The 16,255-nt window shown below is 60.7% G+C and carries 12 protein-coding genes and 3 pseudogenes; 8 read left to right on the top strand and 7 right to left on the bottom strand.

The window, feature by feature from the left end; translation table 11 throughout:
• Window positions 1-109: 109 nt before the first annotated feature.
• On the bottom strand, window positions 110-1,297 hold the full coding sequence (locus ACCQ06_RS19815; protein WP_228324711.1) for an alpha/beta hydrolase family protein: 1,188 nt from the start codon (window positions 1,295-1,297) through the stop codon (window positions 110-112).
• Window positions 1,298-1,368: 71 nt separating this feature from the next.
• Here ACCQ06_RS19815 and ACCQ06_RS19820 point away from each other — a divergent pair.
• From ACCQ06_RS19820 to ACCQ06_RS19850, 7 genes and pseudogenes are all read left to right on the top strand, one after another.
• Window positions 1,369-1,551, top strand: a pseudogene (locus ACCQ06_RS19820) (phage tail protein); the annotation flags it as partial.
• A 386-nt stretch (window positions 1,552-1,937) separates the two neighbouring features.
• The gene (locus tag ACCQ06_RS19825) at window positions 1,938-2,165 is read left to right on the top strand and encodes a phage virion morphogenesis protein (protein WP_372365877.1); all 228 of its coding nucleotides are present in this window, start codon (window positions 1,938-1,940) and stop codon (window positions 2,163-2,165) included.
• 834 nt (window positions 2,166-2,999) lie between these two features.
• On the top strand, window positions 3,000-3,134 hold the full coding sequence (locus ACCQ06_RS19830; RefSeq protein ID WP_316688833.1) for a hypothetical protein: 135 nt from the start codon (window positions 3,000-3,002) through the stop codon (window positions 3,132-3,134).
• A gap of 929 nt (window positions 3,135-4,063) precedes the next feature.
• Window positions 4,064-4,735: an imm11 family protein gene (locus tag ACCQ06_RS19835; RefSeq protein WP_316688834.1), complete on the top strand. Its 672-nt coding sequence runs from the start codon at window positions 4,064-4,066 to the stop codon at window positions 4,733-4,735.
• Window positions 4,736-4,737: 2 nt separating this feature from the next.
• Window positions 4,738-4,929, top strand: a pseudogene (locus ACCQ06_RS19840) (AHH domain-containing protein); the annotation flags it as partial.
• Window positions 4,930-5,031: 102 nt separating this feature from the next.
• Window positions 5,032-8,734: pseudogene (locus ACCQ06_RS19845) on the top strand (hypothetical protein).
• On the top strand, window positions 8,691-9,410 hold the full coding sequence (locus ACCQ06_RS19850) for a hypothetical protein (RefSeq protein ID WP_316692702.1): 720 nt from the start codon (window positions 8,691-8,693) through the stop codon (window positions 9,408-9,410). The pseudogene ACCQ06_RS19845 and the gene ACCQ06_RS19850 overlap by 44 nt, the downstream one beginning before the upstream one ends.
• Window positions 9,411-9,784: 374 nt before the next feature.
• Here ACCQ06_RS19850 and ACCQ06_RS19855 read toward each other — a convergent pair whose 3' ends face one another.
• Both ACCQ06_RS19855 and ACCQ06_RS19860 read right to left on the bottom strand, forming a co-directional pair.
• On the bottom strand, window positions 9,785-10,000 hold the full coding sequence (locus ACCQ06_RS19855) for a hypothetical protein (protein ID WP_316688836.1): 216 nt from the start codon (window positions 9,998-10,000) through the stop codon (window positions 9,785-9,787).
• Between the two features lie 846 nt (window positions 10,001-10,846).
• A complete protein-coding gene (locus tag ACCQ06_RS19860; protein ID WP_316686182.1) occupies window positions 10,847-12,061 on the bottom strand; it encodes an IS4 family transposase in 1,215 nt (404 codons plus the stop codon).
• A gap of 43 nt (window positions 12,062-12,104) precedes the next feature.
• Between ACCQ06_RS19860 and ACCQ06_RS19865 the strand changes: the two genes are divergently transcribed.
• The gene (locus tag ACCQ06_RS19865) at window positions 12,105-12,371 is read left to right on the top strand and encodes a hypothetical protein (RefSeq protein ID WP_372364426.1); all 267 of its coding nucleotides are present in this window, start codon (window positions 12,105-12,107) and stop codon (window positions 12,369-12,371) included.
• Window positions 12,372-12,537: 166 nt separating this feature from the next.
• Here ACCQ06_RS19865 and ACCQ06_RS19870 read toward each other — a convergent pair whose 3' ends face one another.
• Genes ACCQ06_RS19870 through ACCQ06_RS19885 form a run of 4 tightly spaced genes read right to left on the bottom strand, consistent with a single transcriptional unit; the run spans window position 12,538 to window position 16,210 of the window.
• Entirely contained in the window at window positions 12,538-13,245 is a 708-nt protein-coding gene (locus tag ACCQ06_RS19870) for a DNA-methyltransferase (RefSeq protein ID WP_316688838.1), read from the bottom strand.
• Window positions 13,163-13,480, bottom strand: coding sequence for a Com family DNA-binding transcriptional regulator (locus tag ACCQ06_RS19875; protein ID WP_316688840.1), 318 nt, complete (start codon window positions 13,478-13,480; stop codon window positions 13,163-13,165). Before ACCQ06_RS19875 ends, ACCQ06_RS19870 begins: the two co-directional genes overlap by 83 nt.
• Window positions 13,434-14,447 carry a phage portal protein gene (locus tag ACCQ06_RS19880; protein WP_316688842.1) on the bottom strand — a complete coding sequence of 338 codons (1,014 nt, stop codon included), beginning with the start codon at window positions 14,445-14,447 and terminating at the stop codon, window positions 13,434-13,436. The genes ACCQ06_RS19875 and ACCQ06_RS19880 overlap by 47 nt, the downstream gene beginning before the upstream one ends.
• The gene (locus tag ACCQ06_RS19885) at window positions 14,447-16,210 is read right to left on the bottom strand and encodes a terminase ATPase subunit family protein (protein ID WP_115528346.1); all 1,764 of its coding nucleotides are present in this window, start codon (window positions 16,208-16,210) and stop codon (window positions 14,447-14,449) included. The genes ACCQ06_RS19880 and ACCQ06_RS19885 overlap by 1 nt, the downstream gene beginning before the upstream one ends.
• Window positions 16,211-16,255 lie beyond the last annotated feature (45 nt).

The raw sequence follows: 16,255 nt of genomic DNA on the forward strand, positions 1-16,255 counted from the left end.
CAATTTACGGAGGTGTCATGCAGTCGCGCTGCCTGAGCGCTAGTTTTCACGACTCCATCGACTCTCACACAGTGAAGCGCGCGTGCAACGAGATGCATGCACGATATGTTCAACGCTGCTTGTCCAGCAATTGAGTGCGCACGGCCTTCATGCAGGGCGTCTTGCTGGCGGCGTGTACAAGCAGGGAGTCATCGGGTGTCACGGCGATGAGCTTCACGTGGGTGCTGCCATTACGCCTGAAGTCTGCAACGGCCTGCTGTGCAACGCTGAAGGGCACTACATTGTCTGCCTGTACTCCGCATAGCAGTGTGGGCGTGTGCGGGGCCCAATTGACTAGATCGTTGCGCACCAAGTCTTTGATGAATGCGTTTTTGGTATTGCTGAAGACGTCGCGCGCAAATTCCGGCTGAAACACGTCCTTGACTTCGGTCAGTTGTTCGAGGCCAAGCGTGATCGCGTCGAATTTGCCGGGGAACAGACTCTCGACCTTGTTCGCCAGTGGCTGCTGAAACACCTGCACGGGTGCCGTGTAGAGATTGGAGTAGGTGTGCTGCATGCCGATCAAGGTAAAGGTGTCGAGTACGAGCGTGAGTATGTTGAGTCCCTCGGCCTTGGGGCCGCCCCAGTTTTTCAGCACGGTCTTGGACAGGGAGTAGGGCCCGGAGATAGGACCACTTGCGACCAAATTGAATTCGCTGGACAGGTGCTGCTCGATCTCGCGTTGTGCAGCCATCACGGCGTGGGCACCACTGGAAAAACCGGAGAGCATGACCTTGCCCGAGAGCGGCGCATGCTGCTGTGCAAGCAAGACGCGCGCGGCGCGTAGCGCATCCACGATAGCGCTGGCTTCAGGTGCGGCTTGAAGATGGGGTGCAAAGGGATAGCTGGACTTGCCAATGCCCAAGTAGTCGGTAGCCACCACAGCATAGCCTTGTGCCGCAAACTGGCTGATGACCTCATGGTTGCCGCGCGATGCGCGGAATCCTTCTGCCTGCGAACTGTTCCTCTTAAGCTGTGCGCCTTGTCCCCATCCCAGCAGGGGATACGAGGTCGCGCAGTTGATGCCGGAGGGAATCAGCACAGCGGCAGAAGCGGTTGTGGGTTCGTCATGCACGCCGATGGTCGCATAGACGATTTCCGCGACGCTGACGTCGCAGCGTGGTGGTGGTGCGTCGCCTTGTGTACCCAATTGTTTGGCGATTTGAGCACTAGTAAAGGTAGTCAGTACACGACTGCTGATGACGTCGCCGCGCTGAGTTGCTGCAGTTGCCGTATAGGGTAGCGCTGTAAGTGTCATTAGCGCCAACCGGCTCAAAACATGGTTAAAAGCTTGCATTTTCATAGGTCAATTTTCTCATTAAGAAAAAGATGCTCTGCGCACCTTTTAGAATTGCGGCTTTAACCGGCGGTAGTGCGGCGATCAAGCCCGCAAGACTGCGGACGCATCTGGTCGCGGCCTTGCCAGAGATGGACCGCGAGGCAGACCGGCTGCTGGTGTTTATAGATGCAGGCAGTCTGACCAGCACGTTTCAAAAGGGGCTATCTTTCGAGTAGCAGTACACGCTCAACCTGAGCGTGACCGACTATGCAAGCCCTCGTGGATACGGATATCGAAAGCGCGACGACTAGAACAAAAATGACAATCGATCTTGCCATTTTGCTCATGCGGATTCATTGATTTTAAGTCAGTTATTGCCGTACATATATATTAATAAAAATCCAAGCCTCGGCGAAAAATATGTTCGCTCCTATCTACATAGATTCGCACGCTAAATATTTACCTAAACTTTCTTGAATCAGTTGAATTCATATATTCAATCATTTTAATATTTTATTTGATGCCTCACATCAAAGATTAAAGCGTCTTTGAGGAGTGGATTCCTCCCACTGCTGTCACGATTACGAACGAACGAGGCAAGCTGGCAAGTGATGTCGGCATTGCGCCGCGACGCTCGCAGAGCGCATTAAATAAGCAACAGGCGCCCGATGGCTCACCCTACGCAACGCGCAAACAGCTGCTGCGGAAGAAGCTCGGACGCGTCAAGCGCACGAAGGTGTTTGCCAAGCCCCGGCACACCAAGTTGTTCAAGGTCGGCGCAAGCGCCGATACTGTAAGCGTGGGATTTGTGGGCCAATTGTCGCGCATTGCGCGCATGCATCCTTGAATCGGCATCCACCGCGCGACGCAAGCGCTGCGCTTCGTGAGGAGTCAAACGGCCATCTCGCACAGGGTCAGGTGGCAGGCACCGAATGCCCAGCACCGTGCTGTGAACGAGCCTTAGGCCCCATTCCTTCAATGCCACCGTACATGTGACCGAGCAACGCAAGTTCTGGGCGCGTGACCGCTTTCCAAGAGGCTGCGGGCTTTTTTACAGGTGCCGCCATAGTTCTCTAGTGTCCGGACTGTACCGAAAATGTACCTTTGGCCTCTCTCTTAAGATGAGGCGCGTCAGCAAATCATTGATTTAATTGGTGGGCCCACCAGGATTCGAACCTGGAACCAAAGGATTATGAGTTAGCTTTACTGAGCTTACAAATCAGTAACTTGCATGGCTTATTTTTCCCGGCGGCTAGCGCCGGAGACCTAGTGCGCGCTTGGGCGTCCAGCCAATTTTCCCGATCCTCGTGGACACCGACCCCACACTAGATGACTCGGGCACGCGGCGTCCGGGTAGTCACTTCAGCTCGGATCCGCGCCTCGTGGCGCGTGGCCCACATGACAGTTCCCCGTCGACCCTGGTCGAAGCTGCTGCAGTCGCGTTGGACAAAACGCGCGAAGGGTTCGCCGGCTGGAGCCGGCCTCTGGCGCTCCAGCAGCACGTACCACTCGCCGGTGAGTCTCTGCACCAACCTGGCAACCTCTTCACCCTCGAAGAAAAGCGCCGTCGGCGCTCCCTTTGCGCCCTGCCAAGGCATGTCCCAGCGAAAGCCAGGCGGCAGCACAGGCTCATCGCCGGCATCGACCGCACTCATGCGGCAGCCACCCACATATATAAGGTGTGCTCCTGGCTATCGCACTTGTTGGCCAACTGGCCGCGCTCAAGCCTGACCACCGCCTGGTCTACCTGCCGCCTGTGGTTCCCGCCGGCCGCGTCGACGAGATCGAGGTGCGTCTGCAGGGCATTGCGGACTAGTGACATTGTGGCGGATCCGGAGTTAGCGAGTCGGTGCGGCAACCCACTCTAGCGCGCCCTAATCTCAATTTTTCAGATGACCACCGGGAAGAGGTAATTCAGATAATCAGCCCCTAGAAATGCATATATTTTTATATTTATCAATAACTTATGTAGTAACATCAAAGGTAATTAAAGGGTAATTGGGAGGTAATGGGGTTACCTTTTGGGGAGGTAATCGAATCCCCAAAAAATACCCTTAAATTTCAATAACATAACTTTTCTATAGGAGCCCAATTACCTTAAATCACCCCAAAAGGTAATCCAGAAGTTCCCATTGGCATCAATCGCTTAGGTGTTGTTTTAGGCCCCGGATTACCGATTACCTGGTTCCGATGGTCATCTGCCGAAATGCGCCGGGAGGCCTAAACACGGAACGCAGCCGCGCGGCCCCGCAAAGCCCCCCAGGCGCGCAGGGATCTGCGGGGAAGAAAGGCCCCCTTGAGTTACACGGATCGGTAACAGCAGCGCGGCCTAGGCCCACCCTGCAGGGGTGCAGCGAAAACCATGCACAAAGACCGCAGGCGTGGCGGGGCGACGATTGCGCGCGCCGGGGCAGCGGGCATGATTCCGGCACCGGCTTCCCCCCACCCCCTCCCCACGTCGGCGGTGGGTCTCCCAAGTCAGTCAGGACATCAGCCCAGATGTGGGCTGATGTAGCCCGGCCACACGGCTGCTCGATACGTGTGAGGCACCGTTTGCAGGCGCCGGAAGGCAGCTCCAGTTGCGGGGTTCGGAGTTTCCCTACTGCGCCCGCCGCACAAGGCAGGCATCATGAAGGCACGAGCTTGGGCACTACGATGCCGTAGAACACTGCATTGATGGCTTGAACGCGGCTGCGATCAGCAGCTGCAGCGTTCCAGCTGAAGATGCGCACATGGAGCGGCTGTATGAATGAGACAATCAAATTCATGAATATGAACGAAGTTGAAGCTCCTGCTGAGAACACGCCTCGCAAAGGTGAGTTCTACATTCTTATCCCAGATGTACGTGGCGGCGGTCCGGGGCATGGAATTACTCTTGAAAACAAATTATCCATACCACTTCCGAAACATATAAGCCAGGATGCGTCTGCTGCAGGATTGAAAGATATAAAAGAAACACCTCGGTTACGCCAAGGCAGCGCTGTATCCATGCCAAATGATTTGGACTCCAGTTTCCGAGGATATTGGTTAGTATCGGAGCCTCTTAAAAAAATATTCGAATCAATCGATCCGAAAGCATTCGATTTTGCGAAATGCGACTTTATCTTGCATGACGGGTCACAAGCCCCACCACATTATCTCTGCGAAGTTGTAAGGGAAATAGATGCAATCGACGAGCAGTCATCACAAGTAAAGGTACTGACTGAAGGTTATCCAAAAGGAAAATTTTATAGCCTTACTGGCGGGGCAAAACTTGCTTTCAGGAAGGAATTGGTAGGTTCTTCACACATCTTCCGTACACCTTATACTGCGGACTCGTTCTGCGACCGAGCCTTTAGAGATGCGCTAATCGATAATGGTTTTGGTGAACCGCGAAATTCGCGTGGAGTGTGGCTAATTGATGCTGCGGACTACTGACCATGTCAGAAAGCAGGACTATTCTGCAAAGCCATCACGTTATCGAACAGAAATTTTTCGATAGTAATATTTTACTTAAAGAGCTTGCCGAAAATGGGTTGATCGACCCGCACGCTTCATCTAATCGCCTCTATTTACCAGTCGAGGGCAAGCTTGCAGAAGATCTTGAAGTATCGCCACATAGAGGGAGGACTCGGAGTTCCTACACGCAAGGAATTAGGGATGTCCTGATCGAGATCCAGCAATCCTCGGACGGCATTTCCGCAATCAACGGAGACGCGGCCGCTCTTAAAAGAATCTCTGTCCAAGTAGCCGAACTTCAAGACACTCTAAAAGTCGCATTGATCAACGGCGACGCCTTTACAACCACCCCTGATCGCTTGACCAAGTCCGAGACCAACGCGCAAAACCGCAGCACCCTCTCCGAGATTGATCAATACCGTACTGCCAACGCCGACCAGTTGAAGACGCTGCGCTCGATGAGCACTGTCGAATCCGAATGGGCCGCGATCACGCATTCCGAGCAGCGGATCGCAAAGGTGATCGATGCCGCGCGCACGACGGGCCAAAATCTGGTCGCTGTCCCGAATGAACGCGATGCCGTCGTCCGCGAGATCGCCGGCCGCGAGGAATTTCGCATGGCGATCGCGCACGCAGAGGATGCCGGGCGAATAACGCTGTCTGAGCCCAATGCGGCCTTGGTCCAGCATGTATTAGATGACACGCCGACAACCATCGGCGGTACTGCGCGCAGCATTGGCCAAGGCGCAGGCGCCGCACCGCATGCGCCGTACACACCAGTCTCGCAACGCGGCTTCGCCACCGCAGAGCTACTGGCCGGTGATCTATCTGCAGGCCAGGCGCTACGCACCGCCGGCCTGCTCGCCACCGCCGCCGACACGGTGATGACCGGCCAACGCGCCACACGTTTGCTTGGGGAGGACAACCCGCTCGCCGCACAATCGGAGCTGGCGCACTTCGCCGGGCGCAACGTCGGCGGCTGGGCCGGCGGTACCGCTGCTGCTTACGCGTTGGGCAGCTCCGGTGCGGGACCGATGGTGCTGATCGCGGCCGATGCGTATTTCTTGGGTGCCGCTGGCGAAAAAGCCGCCGCGTTGCTCGACAACCGCGCCATCTACACCCAGACCGATCGCGAGGGCACGCAGTGGTCGTTCAACGGCGTCGCCTGGGCACGCGAGGGCAAGGCCGACACCACCAACGATGGCGTCAACAACCCCACCTCCACGCCCATCGTCGCCAGCTACCAAAAGGCGCGCGAACTCAATTACCAAGCGACCAACGCTGCTGCCGCGCTGGCGCTAAAAGACGCGCCCGCTCCGCAGGATCCGTATCGCCAGCCGGCCAATGCCACTGACCGTCCCAGCCTGAGCAGCGCCGACTGGATGCGCGATAGCGCCGACGGGCAATGGCATCGCCAGGTCAAGACCGCAGTTGCGGGCGCGAACGATCGCGGTCTCTACGAACAGGAAACGGCGTCCCCGCAACGCGCTGCGCAACTTGAGGCGCAAGCGCAGGAGGTTATCGCCCGCAACATCGCCAACAGCCCAGGCGCCATCGCCGCACGCTACGAACTGGCACATCACCGCAGCGGGTGGGCGGCCGATGGGCTACCGATGTCGCCGGCCGTGCAGCAGGCGCTGCCCGACCCGGATGCGTTGACCGCCTCCGACGGCCAGCGCTATTACCGCGACATGGAGGGCCGGTGGACCAGCAACGGTGACCCACCCGATGGCAATCGCATACTGGAACTGGAAACCACGCGCGCACTGCTGCAACCGGCACTGGCCGAGCAGGCGCAGACGATTGCCGCCATCCGCCTATCACCGCCGTCAGCGCAGGATCTGCAGCGCGAGGAAACGCAGTACCGCTACCGCATCGTCGGCACCGAGCTGCAGCCGCAATGGCGCGAAGCGATCGAGCTGGCGACGCAGCGCACGCGCGAGACAGAGGGACTCACCGGCGATGGCGCGCTGCAGTTGCAACGCGGCCCAAGTGGCACGTTTGGCGCCGATAGCCCGATCGCGCATCTGCAGCGCGGTGCCGATGGCGTGGAGCGCATCGCGGCGGTCACCAGCAGCGAGGACATCCGCCAGGCGTTGCAGCAGGTCCAGGCGGGGCAATCGCCAATCCCACCGGGGCAGCCGTTAACCACCAACGCACGCGCCTCCGATGGCACGACAGATGCGGATACGTCGGCATCGTCCCCCTCCAACCAGCACGCACTCGACGGACACGCGCAGGTCCAGGCCGCCAGTGCAGCGCAGGCGCGTCAGGAACAGCAACAGCAAGACCGGCAGGCGCAAGATCAGCAGCTGGCACAGGCACGCGACCACGCGCTGCAGGAGCAGGTGTCGCACGAGGACCGGACGCAGGCCACCCAGGCGCTGCAGGCGCACGCCGTGCTGGAATTTCGCCAGCAAGAGTCGCAACAACTGGAGCAGCAAGAACGCCAGGTGCAGGACGCGCAGCAACGCGAACAAGTCCAGCAGCAGGCGCACGACACCCAACAGCGCGAACAAGCGCAGCAGCAAGCCCAGGAGACGCAGCAGCGCCAGCAGGAAACCCGCCAGGCACAGGATGCCCAGCAGAGCCAGCAAGAACGCCTGCAAGAACGCCTGCAGGCGCAGACGGTGCAACATGCCGAGCAACAGCCGCTGCACGCCCAAGCGGCTCCACAACGCGAGCAGGAGCCGGAGAATGAGGCCGTCTCGCGCGAGCCGTCGTCGCTCCATGCGCAAAACACATCGCCGCGCCAACCCGAGCAGCGGTCTACCCCGGATGACGTCGCCCAACGACCCCAGGAGCAGCTGGCAGAACCTGCACAAACACATGCATCCGACATAGCGCAGCAGCGGCCGCAAAGCCAACACGCGCAAGAAGAGCGCCCGCAGGAAGTCCAGCAGCAGACAGCGCAGAGCGCGGCGAGCGCGCAGACAGCACCGGCAGATCAGCAGCAGGTTGCGGACCTGCACAACGGCCAACGGTCGATGACGGCGCAAGCCTCGGAAGCGCAGCAAGATGCACCTGCACAGCAGCCCGAGCAGCCGGCGGACGGGCACCTGGCTCAGGCGGCGAACGCGCCTTCCGCGCCATCGCTCGCCACGCCGGTCGCCGCAGAACAGCGCGACGATCAACAGGCGCGCACGCCACAGGCTCAAACACTGGAAGCATCAGATGCTCCTGCAGCGTTGCCAGTATCCGCACACCTCGCGCAAGCGACAGGGCCATCGCTGGACATGCCGACCGCTGGCCGCTCCGCCGACGCACCCGAGGGCGCGGCCGATGCGCGCGAGCCGCTTTCTGCGTCCCTGGCAGATGCGCAGGACCGTCCTGCCGCGGTGCCCGCGGATCCGGACTCCTGGGAGGAACTAGAGCGCTCCATGCGTGAGCTGCGCATCCAACTCGAACAGGATCTCGAAACAGAAAAACCGCGTCGCAGAAGCGCGGCAGGCGCGCGTGGATCGTGGTGAGCGGCCGTTTACCGAGTTGGAATTGCGTGATGGGTACGATCCGGATGGCCCTTCTGGACTGAGACCACCACGCGCCCCGCCGGCAGACACCGCGCCACAGTCCATTGCCGCTGGCGAGCAGGAAGATCGGCCGCAGCCCCAGCGTAAAAACATCACCGGCGATCCGGATGTGGACGAGTTGCTGTACGCCATCGACTGCAAGGACGAACTTGCGATCGAACAAGCCTTGAAACGGGTCGCCAACAGCCCCTACAGCCATGCCCTTGCCAAACAGGGGCATGAATTTCTGGATGCCCAGGCGATGCAGGAAGCCCAGGAGCAGGCGAGTACGCGCCAGGCACTGAACATGGACGTCTCGACAGAGGTGCAGACCAGCCGTGGCCCGGTGATGGTGATGACACTGCCGCAGTTCGCCAACGGACCGGCGATGCAAGGTCCGCAGGGTGACGGTGGTGGTGGCGGAGATGGCGGCGGAGGTGGTGGAGGCGGTGGTGGTGGTGGTGGCTAGCCGAAACACGTGCAGCAAGTTGAATCATCGAGAGAACACTATGGACATGCAGAACACCTCCGCGCTGCCCGATGTCAACGGGTCGGAACGCACTCTGAGAGAATCGATCCACGCCCTGGCGGCGGTGATCGGGGTGCTGCAGCAGCGAGAGCACGCATTGGAAGATCTAGTCCAGGAGCAGCTGCAGCTTCTGCAGATTGCCGTCAAACACGCCGATCAGCGCGTCAGCGGCTTGGTGGAAAATGCGCTGCCCCGGCTAACGCAATTGAGCAATCAGGCGCTGATGCAGACGCTGGAACCGGCGGCCGAGCGATTCAACAAGAAGCTGGGAAACGCGGAGCAGGCGGTCCAGCAGGCCACCCAGCGCTACGTCCACGCGCAGCGCTCTCTAGAAACAACGGCAACGCGGCGCATGTGGATCGCATCGATTGCCCTGCTGGTGGCGGGTGTCATGAGCGTGATCGTCGCCGGCTACGCGGCCTACAGCACGAAGGCGGCCATCGCGGAAGCCGAGAAGCGCAAGGCGGAAATCGCCTATCTGGACCGGGTCGTGCGCGCCAATCTGATTCCATGTGGCGAAGACAGGCTGTGCGCAGAGCTGGAGAAGAAAGGAACGCGCTACGGTGATCGCGGGCAATATCGGGCGATCACTTTGCGCCCGTCCACCCCGCAATAAGAACCGAGCCGCCACGCGGGACGGCTCGGTGGCTTCGATTAAAGGGCGGTCAACCGGTCGCGGGTAACGGCGGCATATTGATCGGTTATCTTGATGCCGACCGTCTCCAAGCCTACCAGTTGAGTCACCACCAAAGTGGTGCGCCTCGGCACACGGATCGAGCACGCACACATCTGATTCGCAGATACGCACTGCTGAGAGCGTACGTCAGCTTACTGTGCTGGCTCAGAGGGCAACAAACACCTTGGAGCCTCACAGCTAGGTCGCGGATGCCCTGGTGTTGCTGAGCTCCTGTAGGTAGACGATGCCCGCAAGCAGGCACTGAACGCACAGCGGCCACATCGCAGCCTCGCCCCAACTTGATCATCGCTGCATCAATTGTGACAGTGCGGTACTTGCCGCGTTGCTGCCGAAGCCGACGTCGCACCAGTCGCCGCCTTCGTTGCACGACCCCACAGTTCGTAGGCGAGCAGCGCGGTGCAGGCGATGACGCAGATGATGGACTGCTTAGAACAACGACCAAGAAGTGAAGGCTGGGAATGCCGATCATCTTGTGCGTTGGCGGCAACAAAGATGGCGATATCGGGCACCGTTTCGATCCTGCTACTGCAAGGACGCCACCTATCCAAAGTTCGCGCATGGGACTCGCGTACTACCACTTTCCCAATCCCGACACCCCTGAGAAAACTCGATACCTAATGAAGAATCTATTGCTGCAAAAGCATGCGGCAGCCCTGGCAATTGGCATTGCAATCATCCTTGCATCCTCCGTCGCCACCGCTCAAACCCCCGGCATCGTTGCGCCTCGAAATCCCGATCGCGCGGTCCTCCCGGTTATCTCCGGCTCAAAAGTCAGCGTTCCCTTGGGGTCATGCACCGTAGGCGCGGTACTGGTGCCCACGAGCATCTTTCACAGACTGACGCCTTACCAACGTGCAACGCGATGGATCGTACTAGCCAAGCACTGTGCACCGTTGTACGCGAGCATCCACGTGGGTATCGCTTCCATCGGCAATGTGGTGTGGCAGTCGGCCACCTCGGACATTGAGCTTGTACGAGTTTCGCCCCAGCCGGATCAGGCGGCGGTGCTGTACTGCGCCTCACACCGTAGCGTGGCGTTCTGTAATCCAATCCAGTCCTACACTCCTCGGGCGAACAACCAGGTCTTCATGCCGCGCGCCGGGCGGGAGGCACGGCTTGCTGTTACCGGGTGGTCGAACGCACCGGATGGGCAGTTCTGCACAAGCGGATGGCGCACTGGCGTCCGCTGCGTATGGCAAGGCTTCTCGCTCGTCCCGGGAATTTGGAGACCGGCTTATGAGCACATCAGTACGGCCCACTCGTCCGAGCTCAATAGCATTGACAACGGCGACTCCGGCGGACCCGTCGTCACCTATGACCGGCATCTAGTCGGGATCTTAGGTATCCCCACGTTTTTAAGGTACCAGGGTCATCTGCTCGCGCACTGCGTCGGGCAGTGAGCGCAAGCGTTCTAGCCAGCGTGAGACAGGTTCCATGGGCCAACGTCGGATCAACGCCTCGCGGCCGACACGCAGTGTCGAGTAGAGCTTGCGCTGACTGTTGCGGGGCGACAGCCAGTGCGCGATGCCGGTGGCTTCGCAGCCCAGTCCTGCCAGCCAGCTGGCGAAGGTGGCCAGCGTATTGAGCAACAACAGGATCTGCAAGCGCTCACCGCGACGGGTCAGGCTGTCTTCCATCGCCTGACCGTAGCGATGCGACTTCAGATCCCGAAATGCCAGCTCGATCTGCATCCTTCGTGCGTACAGGTTGACCAACTGCTTTGCGCTGGGCGCTTGCAGTTGTGGGGAGGCGACGATCAGCCACGGCTCGCGCTCACGCGCTGCTGCTTTCAAACTTGATGATGCGCGCGAGACCTTGGCAGGTGAGCGTCGATTGCGTTGCTGACGTCCCTGCGGTGTCTTGGCATAGAGCACCAGACGGCAATCGAGTGGATCGCTGCGATTGGCCTGCATCGGTGGCAATGCGTGTGCACGGTTGGACGCCAGCCCATGCAAGCGTCGGCTATCGATCCATTGCGCTGCATCATCGGGCACGTCTTGCGGCTTGACCTGCGTGCGTCCGCGCAGACGCCCGACCCAATCCCAGCCCATCGCCGAGACCGCGCGAAACCACGGCGTGCGGAATCCGGCATCCGTGACCAGGATTGGACGCACATCGTCTGGAATCAGTTCCTTGAGGTGTTGCAGAAAACGCTTCTCCGCACCAGGCGAGCCTTGCTGTTTCCCAGCAACCACCATGTCCAGCAACGTGAGCGTGCGCCCACCGATCGGCACGGCTGCGCGCAGCAGACACCATGACTTGTCCGGCTTTAGATCGCTCCAGTCGATGACGATCACCGGCTGCGCGCCGCGCAGCAGCCAATGCGCCATGTCCCGCTCGATCACGGATCGTTCGCCCTGCAACGTGCGATTGCGCAGCAGGCGGTCGCATGCCTTGAGGGGCGCACGTACCCGCCTCGCGCCTGGCCATGCGCGTGCAATGTCGATCAAGGTCAGCCGGCCTCCGTGCAACAGCGCCTCAACCGCGCCAAGCAAGGCGCGTCGACGTAATGCATGCATGCCAGAGAGTGAGTGAGACAGGCACTTCTGCAATACTTCGCTGGCGCGCATGGTCGGCACTCTTCTCTGGCTTAGTCACCTTGAAGCGTGCACCATGCGCGCACCTTCTTCCACACCCTGGCCCAGCAAGTACTTGATCTCGCAGGAAGAAATGTGGGGAAACCTCAGAGTCGGGATCATTTCCTCCGGTGAACCTGAGGGCCGTTCGATCGTCTACTACACGCCGATGCAACAGGTGCTGCACGAGCTTTATAGCTACACCCTCGCTCCGGCCGATCTGCCTACCGCTGCCGGCGACGACAACCCGCTTTCTCCGAGTGGCGAAAACGCTGGGTGGGAACTGGCACCGGCCGACGGCTGAGGCAAGCGGTTGACGCCTGCCGAATGGAGTGGCACAGGTCAGCGTTCAGCACATCGGCCTGTGCCATCAGCACTCCGAGTGGGTTCTGGTTACTTCTTCAGATAGTAAGGCGCCGCCTCCGTGCGGCGCTTTGCTATTGGGCGTCGAGCGACCGCCTGCACGGCTCTCAGTTTCTAAGCCGCGCCCTTGCAACATCAGCGTAAAGCGAAGTCATTTCCATACCTGTGAAGCAGTAACCCTCCATCTGCGCCGCCACCAGGGTCGTTCCGCTTCCGGCGAATGGGTCAAGAATTCGACCACCAGCCTCGCAGATGCGTACCAACTGGCGCATCAACTCGGTCGGCTTGCCGGTCAGGTGGTGCTTGTCGGCCTTACGCACCGACTCACGGATAACACCCGGCAGCACCGGCGCGCGGCGGTCCAGTGGCATATTGCCCTTGCTGCCCCACACGATATATTCGGCCTGGTTGCGGAAGCGGCCCAGTTGCGGGCGCACGCCTTCGGTCTTGTCCCAAACCGTGATGCCGCGCCAGGTAAAGCCGGCAATCTGCAGCGCGTCGGTGGTCAGCGGCAGCTGCCGCCAGTCGGTGAACAGCAGCACCGGCGCGCCGTCCTTGAGCACGCGCGCGCACTCGGACAGCCACAGGTGCATCCACTTCAAGTGCGAGCGTTGGTCGCGCTCGTCGCCGACGAAGTCAGCATGCAGTTGCGCGCCGCCGCCCTGCACGTACTTCTGCGATGGTGGCTTGGCCCGTGCCGCAGCGGTGAGGCCGCCACTCGCATAGGGCGGATCAGTGATCAGCGCGTCGAACGAATTCGCCTCGAGCGTGGGCAGGATGGTCAGAGCGTCGCCCTGCAGCAGCTGGTTTTTCATGGTGAGAGCCTTCTTGGATTCGCTCGCGGCGATCGGAGGTGAGGCTCTCGGCCTTCAGGTGATTGAGCGTGCCGCAGCGCGGGCACTTGATCTGGATTTCATCGAAGGCGCCGGCCTTGCACAGCAGGCGGGCGCAGTCGCCACAACGGAGGTTCTTGAGCATTGCGTGGTCTTGCGGTGGGAAAGGATTACGCAGCCGCTGGCGGCGCGTAGGGGGTGAAGGCGATGACCTCATCGCCCACCCAGTCGTTGATCTTCAACATGCGCGCCTGCAGCGGTTCGAGCTCGTTGGCGGCCCACACGGCAGCAGCCTCGCGGATCGAGCCGAAGCCGCCTGCGTTCTGCGGCACGATGCCCATGAGTTGCGGCGGGATGCGCAGCGCGGCCAACATGTCGTCGCGGGTAATGCCCTTGATGCCGCTGAACTCATCCTTGGCCGCCACTTCGCTGACCGGGATCAGCTTCAAGCCATCCTTGTTGCCGCCTGGCGAGTACAGGAACAGATTGCGGAAGTTGCCCGGCCCCTTGGCGCCCTTCATGGCGTTGCGCAGCGCGTCGACATCCTCCTGGCTCTGCTGCGGGTCAGTCAGATACAGGATGAAACCGGCGTGCGAGCCGTTGTTGTAATACTTGCGCCGGAACAGCGTGGCCGACTCGTTGAGCAGCGCCGACTGCATCGCCGGCATCCATTCGGGCAGGCCGTAGAGTTCCTGATCGACATCGGCTTCGCGCAGCTGGAACACGCTGCCTGGCTCGAACACGTGCTCGTCGTGCCAGGTGCGCACTTGGAAGTACTCGCCCTCGGTAATGCCGCGCCGCATGTACTTCGACAACGGCGCCGCCAACGACAGCGCATTGCCCAAGCGGTTGCGGCGACGTTCGAGATAGCCATTGCCCAGAGTGATCCAGTCCAGCGACAGCTGCTCGAAAGCCTCGCGGGTCAGCAGCCGGTGCGGCTTGAAGGTGCGCGCCAGCATGTTGCGCTTGAAGATCAGCCCGGACTGCAGGAACGGATTGCTGCGCGTGGTCTTGGACAGGCCATCCAGCGCCACTGGCGGCTCGTACCAGCGCCCGTTCTGCCAGCACTCCAGATAGTCCAGCACGCCGCGCCCATCGAGCACCGGTGTCGGGTCGCCAAAGGTGAAGGCCTCGGCGCGTGCGGGCGCTGCAGGCGCGGTGGCGGGCAGCTGGTCGGTCAACATCAAGAGATCTCCATGAAGCCGGAGTTGCGCGCGGTGCGCCCTTCCAGCGGTTCGTTCTGCAGCGCGTGGAAGAGCGCCCACGCCAGATCGGCGTGCCCGGTTTCTTCCGAGCGACCGGCGGTGAAGGTGGATTGCCGGCCGCTGGCCGTCATCGTCTTGCGGATGGCCATCAACGACTGGGCGACATCGGTCCAGCCGGCATCGAATTCCAGCCGGCCGTTGTGGATCACGTCGAACGCCTTGAGCACCAGGCGCGTCTTGACCTCGGGCGAGTAGCTGAAGGTGACCAGATTCGGGAAGAACTGCTTCACCAGCTGCGCCACGCCACTGCCCATGCCGGTGGTGTCGATGCCGATATAGGTCACCCAGTAGCGGCGCGTGATGCGCTCGATCTCGGCGGCCTGCTTGGCAAAGTCCATGCCACGGAACTGGATGCGCTCCAGCAGCCGGAACTTGCCGCCCGGCTGCTGCGGTGGCGCCAGCACGACCAGGCCGGCGGTGTCGCCGCTCTCGGCCGGGTCGTAGCCGATCCACACCGCGCGATCGCCATAAGGGCGCGCGGCGAACGGTTTGTAGTCCTGGCCCCACTCGACCCAGCTATCGACCATGCACGGCTGCAGCATCGCCAACGGGAAGATGCTGGCACCGTCGTCGACGAACTCGCACATCAACAGGTTGGCGAAGGCGTCCGGGCTGTATTCCTCGCGCAGCTCGTCGATGTCGAACAGGTCGCAGCCACGACGCTGGGCGTCGAGGATGTTGACGATCTGCCGCCACGCGCGGTCCTGGCAGCGGCGCCCGCCGGCCAGCGCGTCGTGCGAGACATCGATCTGGATCCGCTGCGCTGCCGGCTTGCCCTTGTTGCGGCGCTCACCGGTCCAGAACGTGTAGGCCTCATGCGCCATGCTCGATGGCGTGCTGAAGTAGGTCTTGCGCCACTTCTTGTGCATCGCCATGCCGCTGGCGACCTTGTTCAATTCGTTGAACCCGTAGGTCCAGAAGAATTCGTCGAAGTAGAAATTGCCGTGGTAGCCCTGCGCGGTGCGCGCATTGGTGCCCAGGAAGAACAGCTCGGCGCCATTGGGAAACACGATACTGTCGCCGCCGGAGAGCGTCTCGTCGATCGTCTCGCGCACGAACTGCTGCATATAGCCGCGGAACAGATGCGCCTGCGCCTTGGAGGCGCTCAAGAAAATCTGATTGCGCCCGGTAGTGAGTGCATCGATCAGCGCCTCGCGTGCGAAGTAGAACGTGGCACCGATCTGGCGGGACTTGAGGATGATGCGCGTGCGCTCATTGCCGGCACGGTACCAATCGCGCTGATAGTCGAAGCAGCCGTCGACAAACGCGGTGGTCAGCTGCTCGACCTGTTCCTCGGTGAAGTCGTTGCGCTTGGGCTTCTTCTTCGGCGCGGCATTGCGGTTGGCAACGGCCGGATTTAAGTCGGCTTCGTTGCCGCCGCCCTGGTAGCGCTGGATGCGCGCCTGGCGCTCCAACTGTCGATGCAGCAGATCAATTTCCTTGAAGTCGCCGCCGGATTTTTCCGGCTTCATGATCAGCACGACCAGCCGCGCTTCGAGCGCGCCACCGATGCGCTCAACGTTGTCTGCGCGATCCCACTCGTCACGCGACTTCCAGCTGTGTACAGTCTTCTCGTTCTCGCCGATGGCCTGCGCAATTTCGGTCACGCGCCATCCCATCCAGTACAGGAACTTGGCCTGTCTGCGGGTGTCCATCGGGAGCTGGGTGGCAACGCTTTGCATGCCACCAGGGTGAAGCGCTCCTTCTATTCTCGACAGCGTATCGAC

Source organism: Xanthomonas sp. NCPPB 4467 (assembly GCF_041475665.2).
GTDB lineage: Bacteria > Pseudomonadota > Gammaproteobacteria > Xanthomonadales > Xanthomonadaceae > Xanthomonas > Xanthomonas dyei.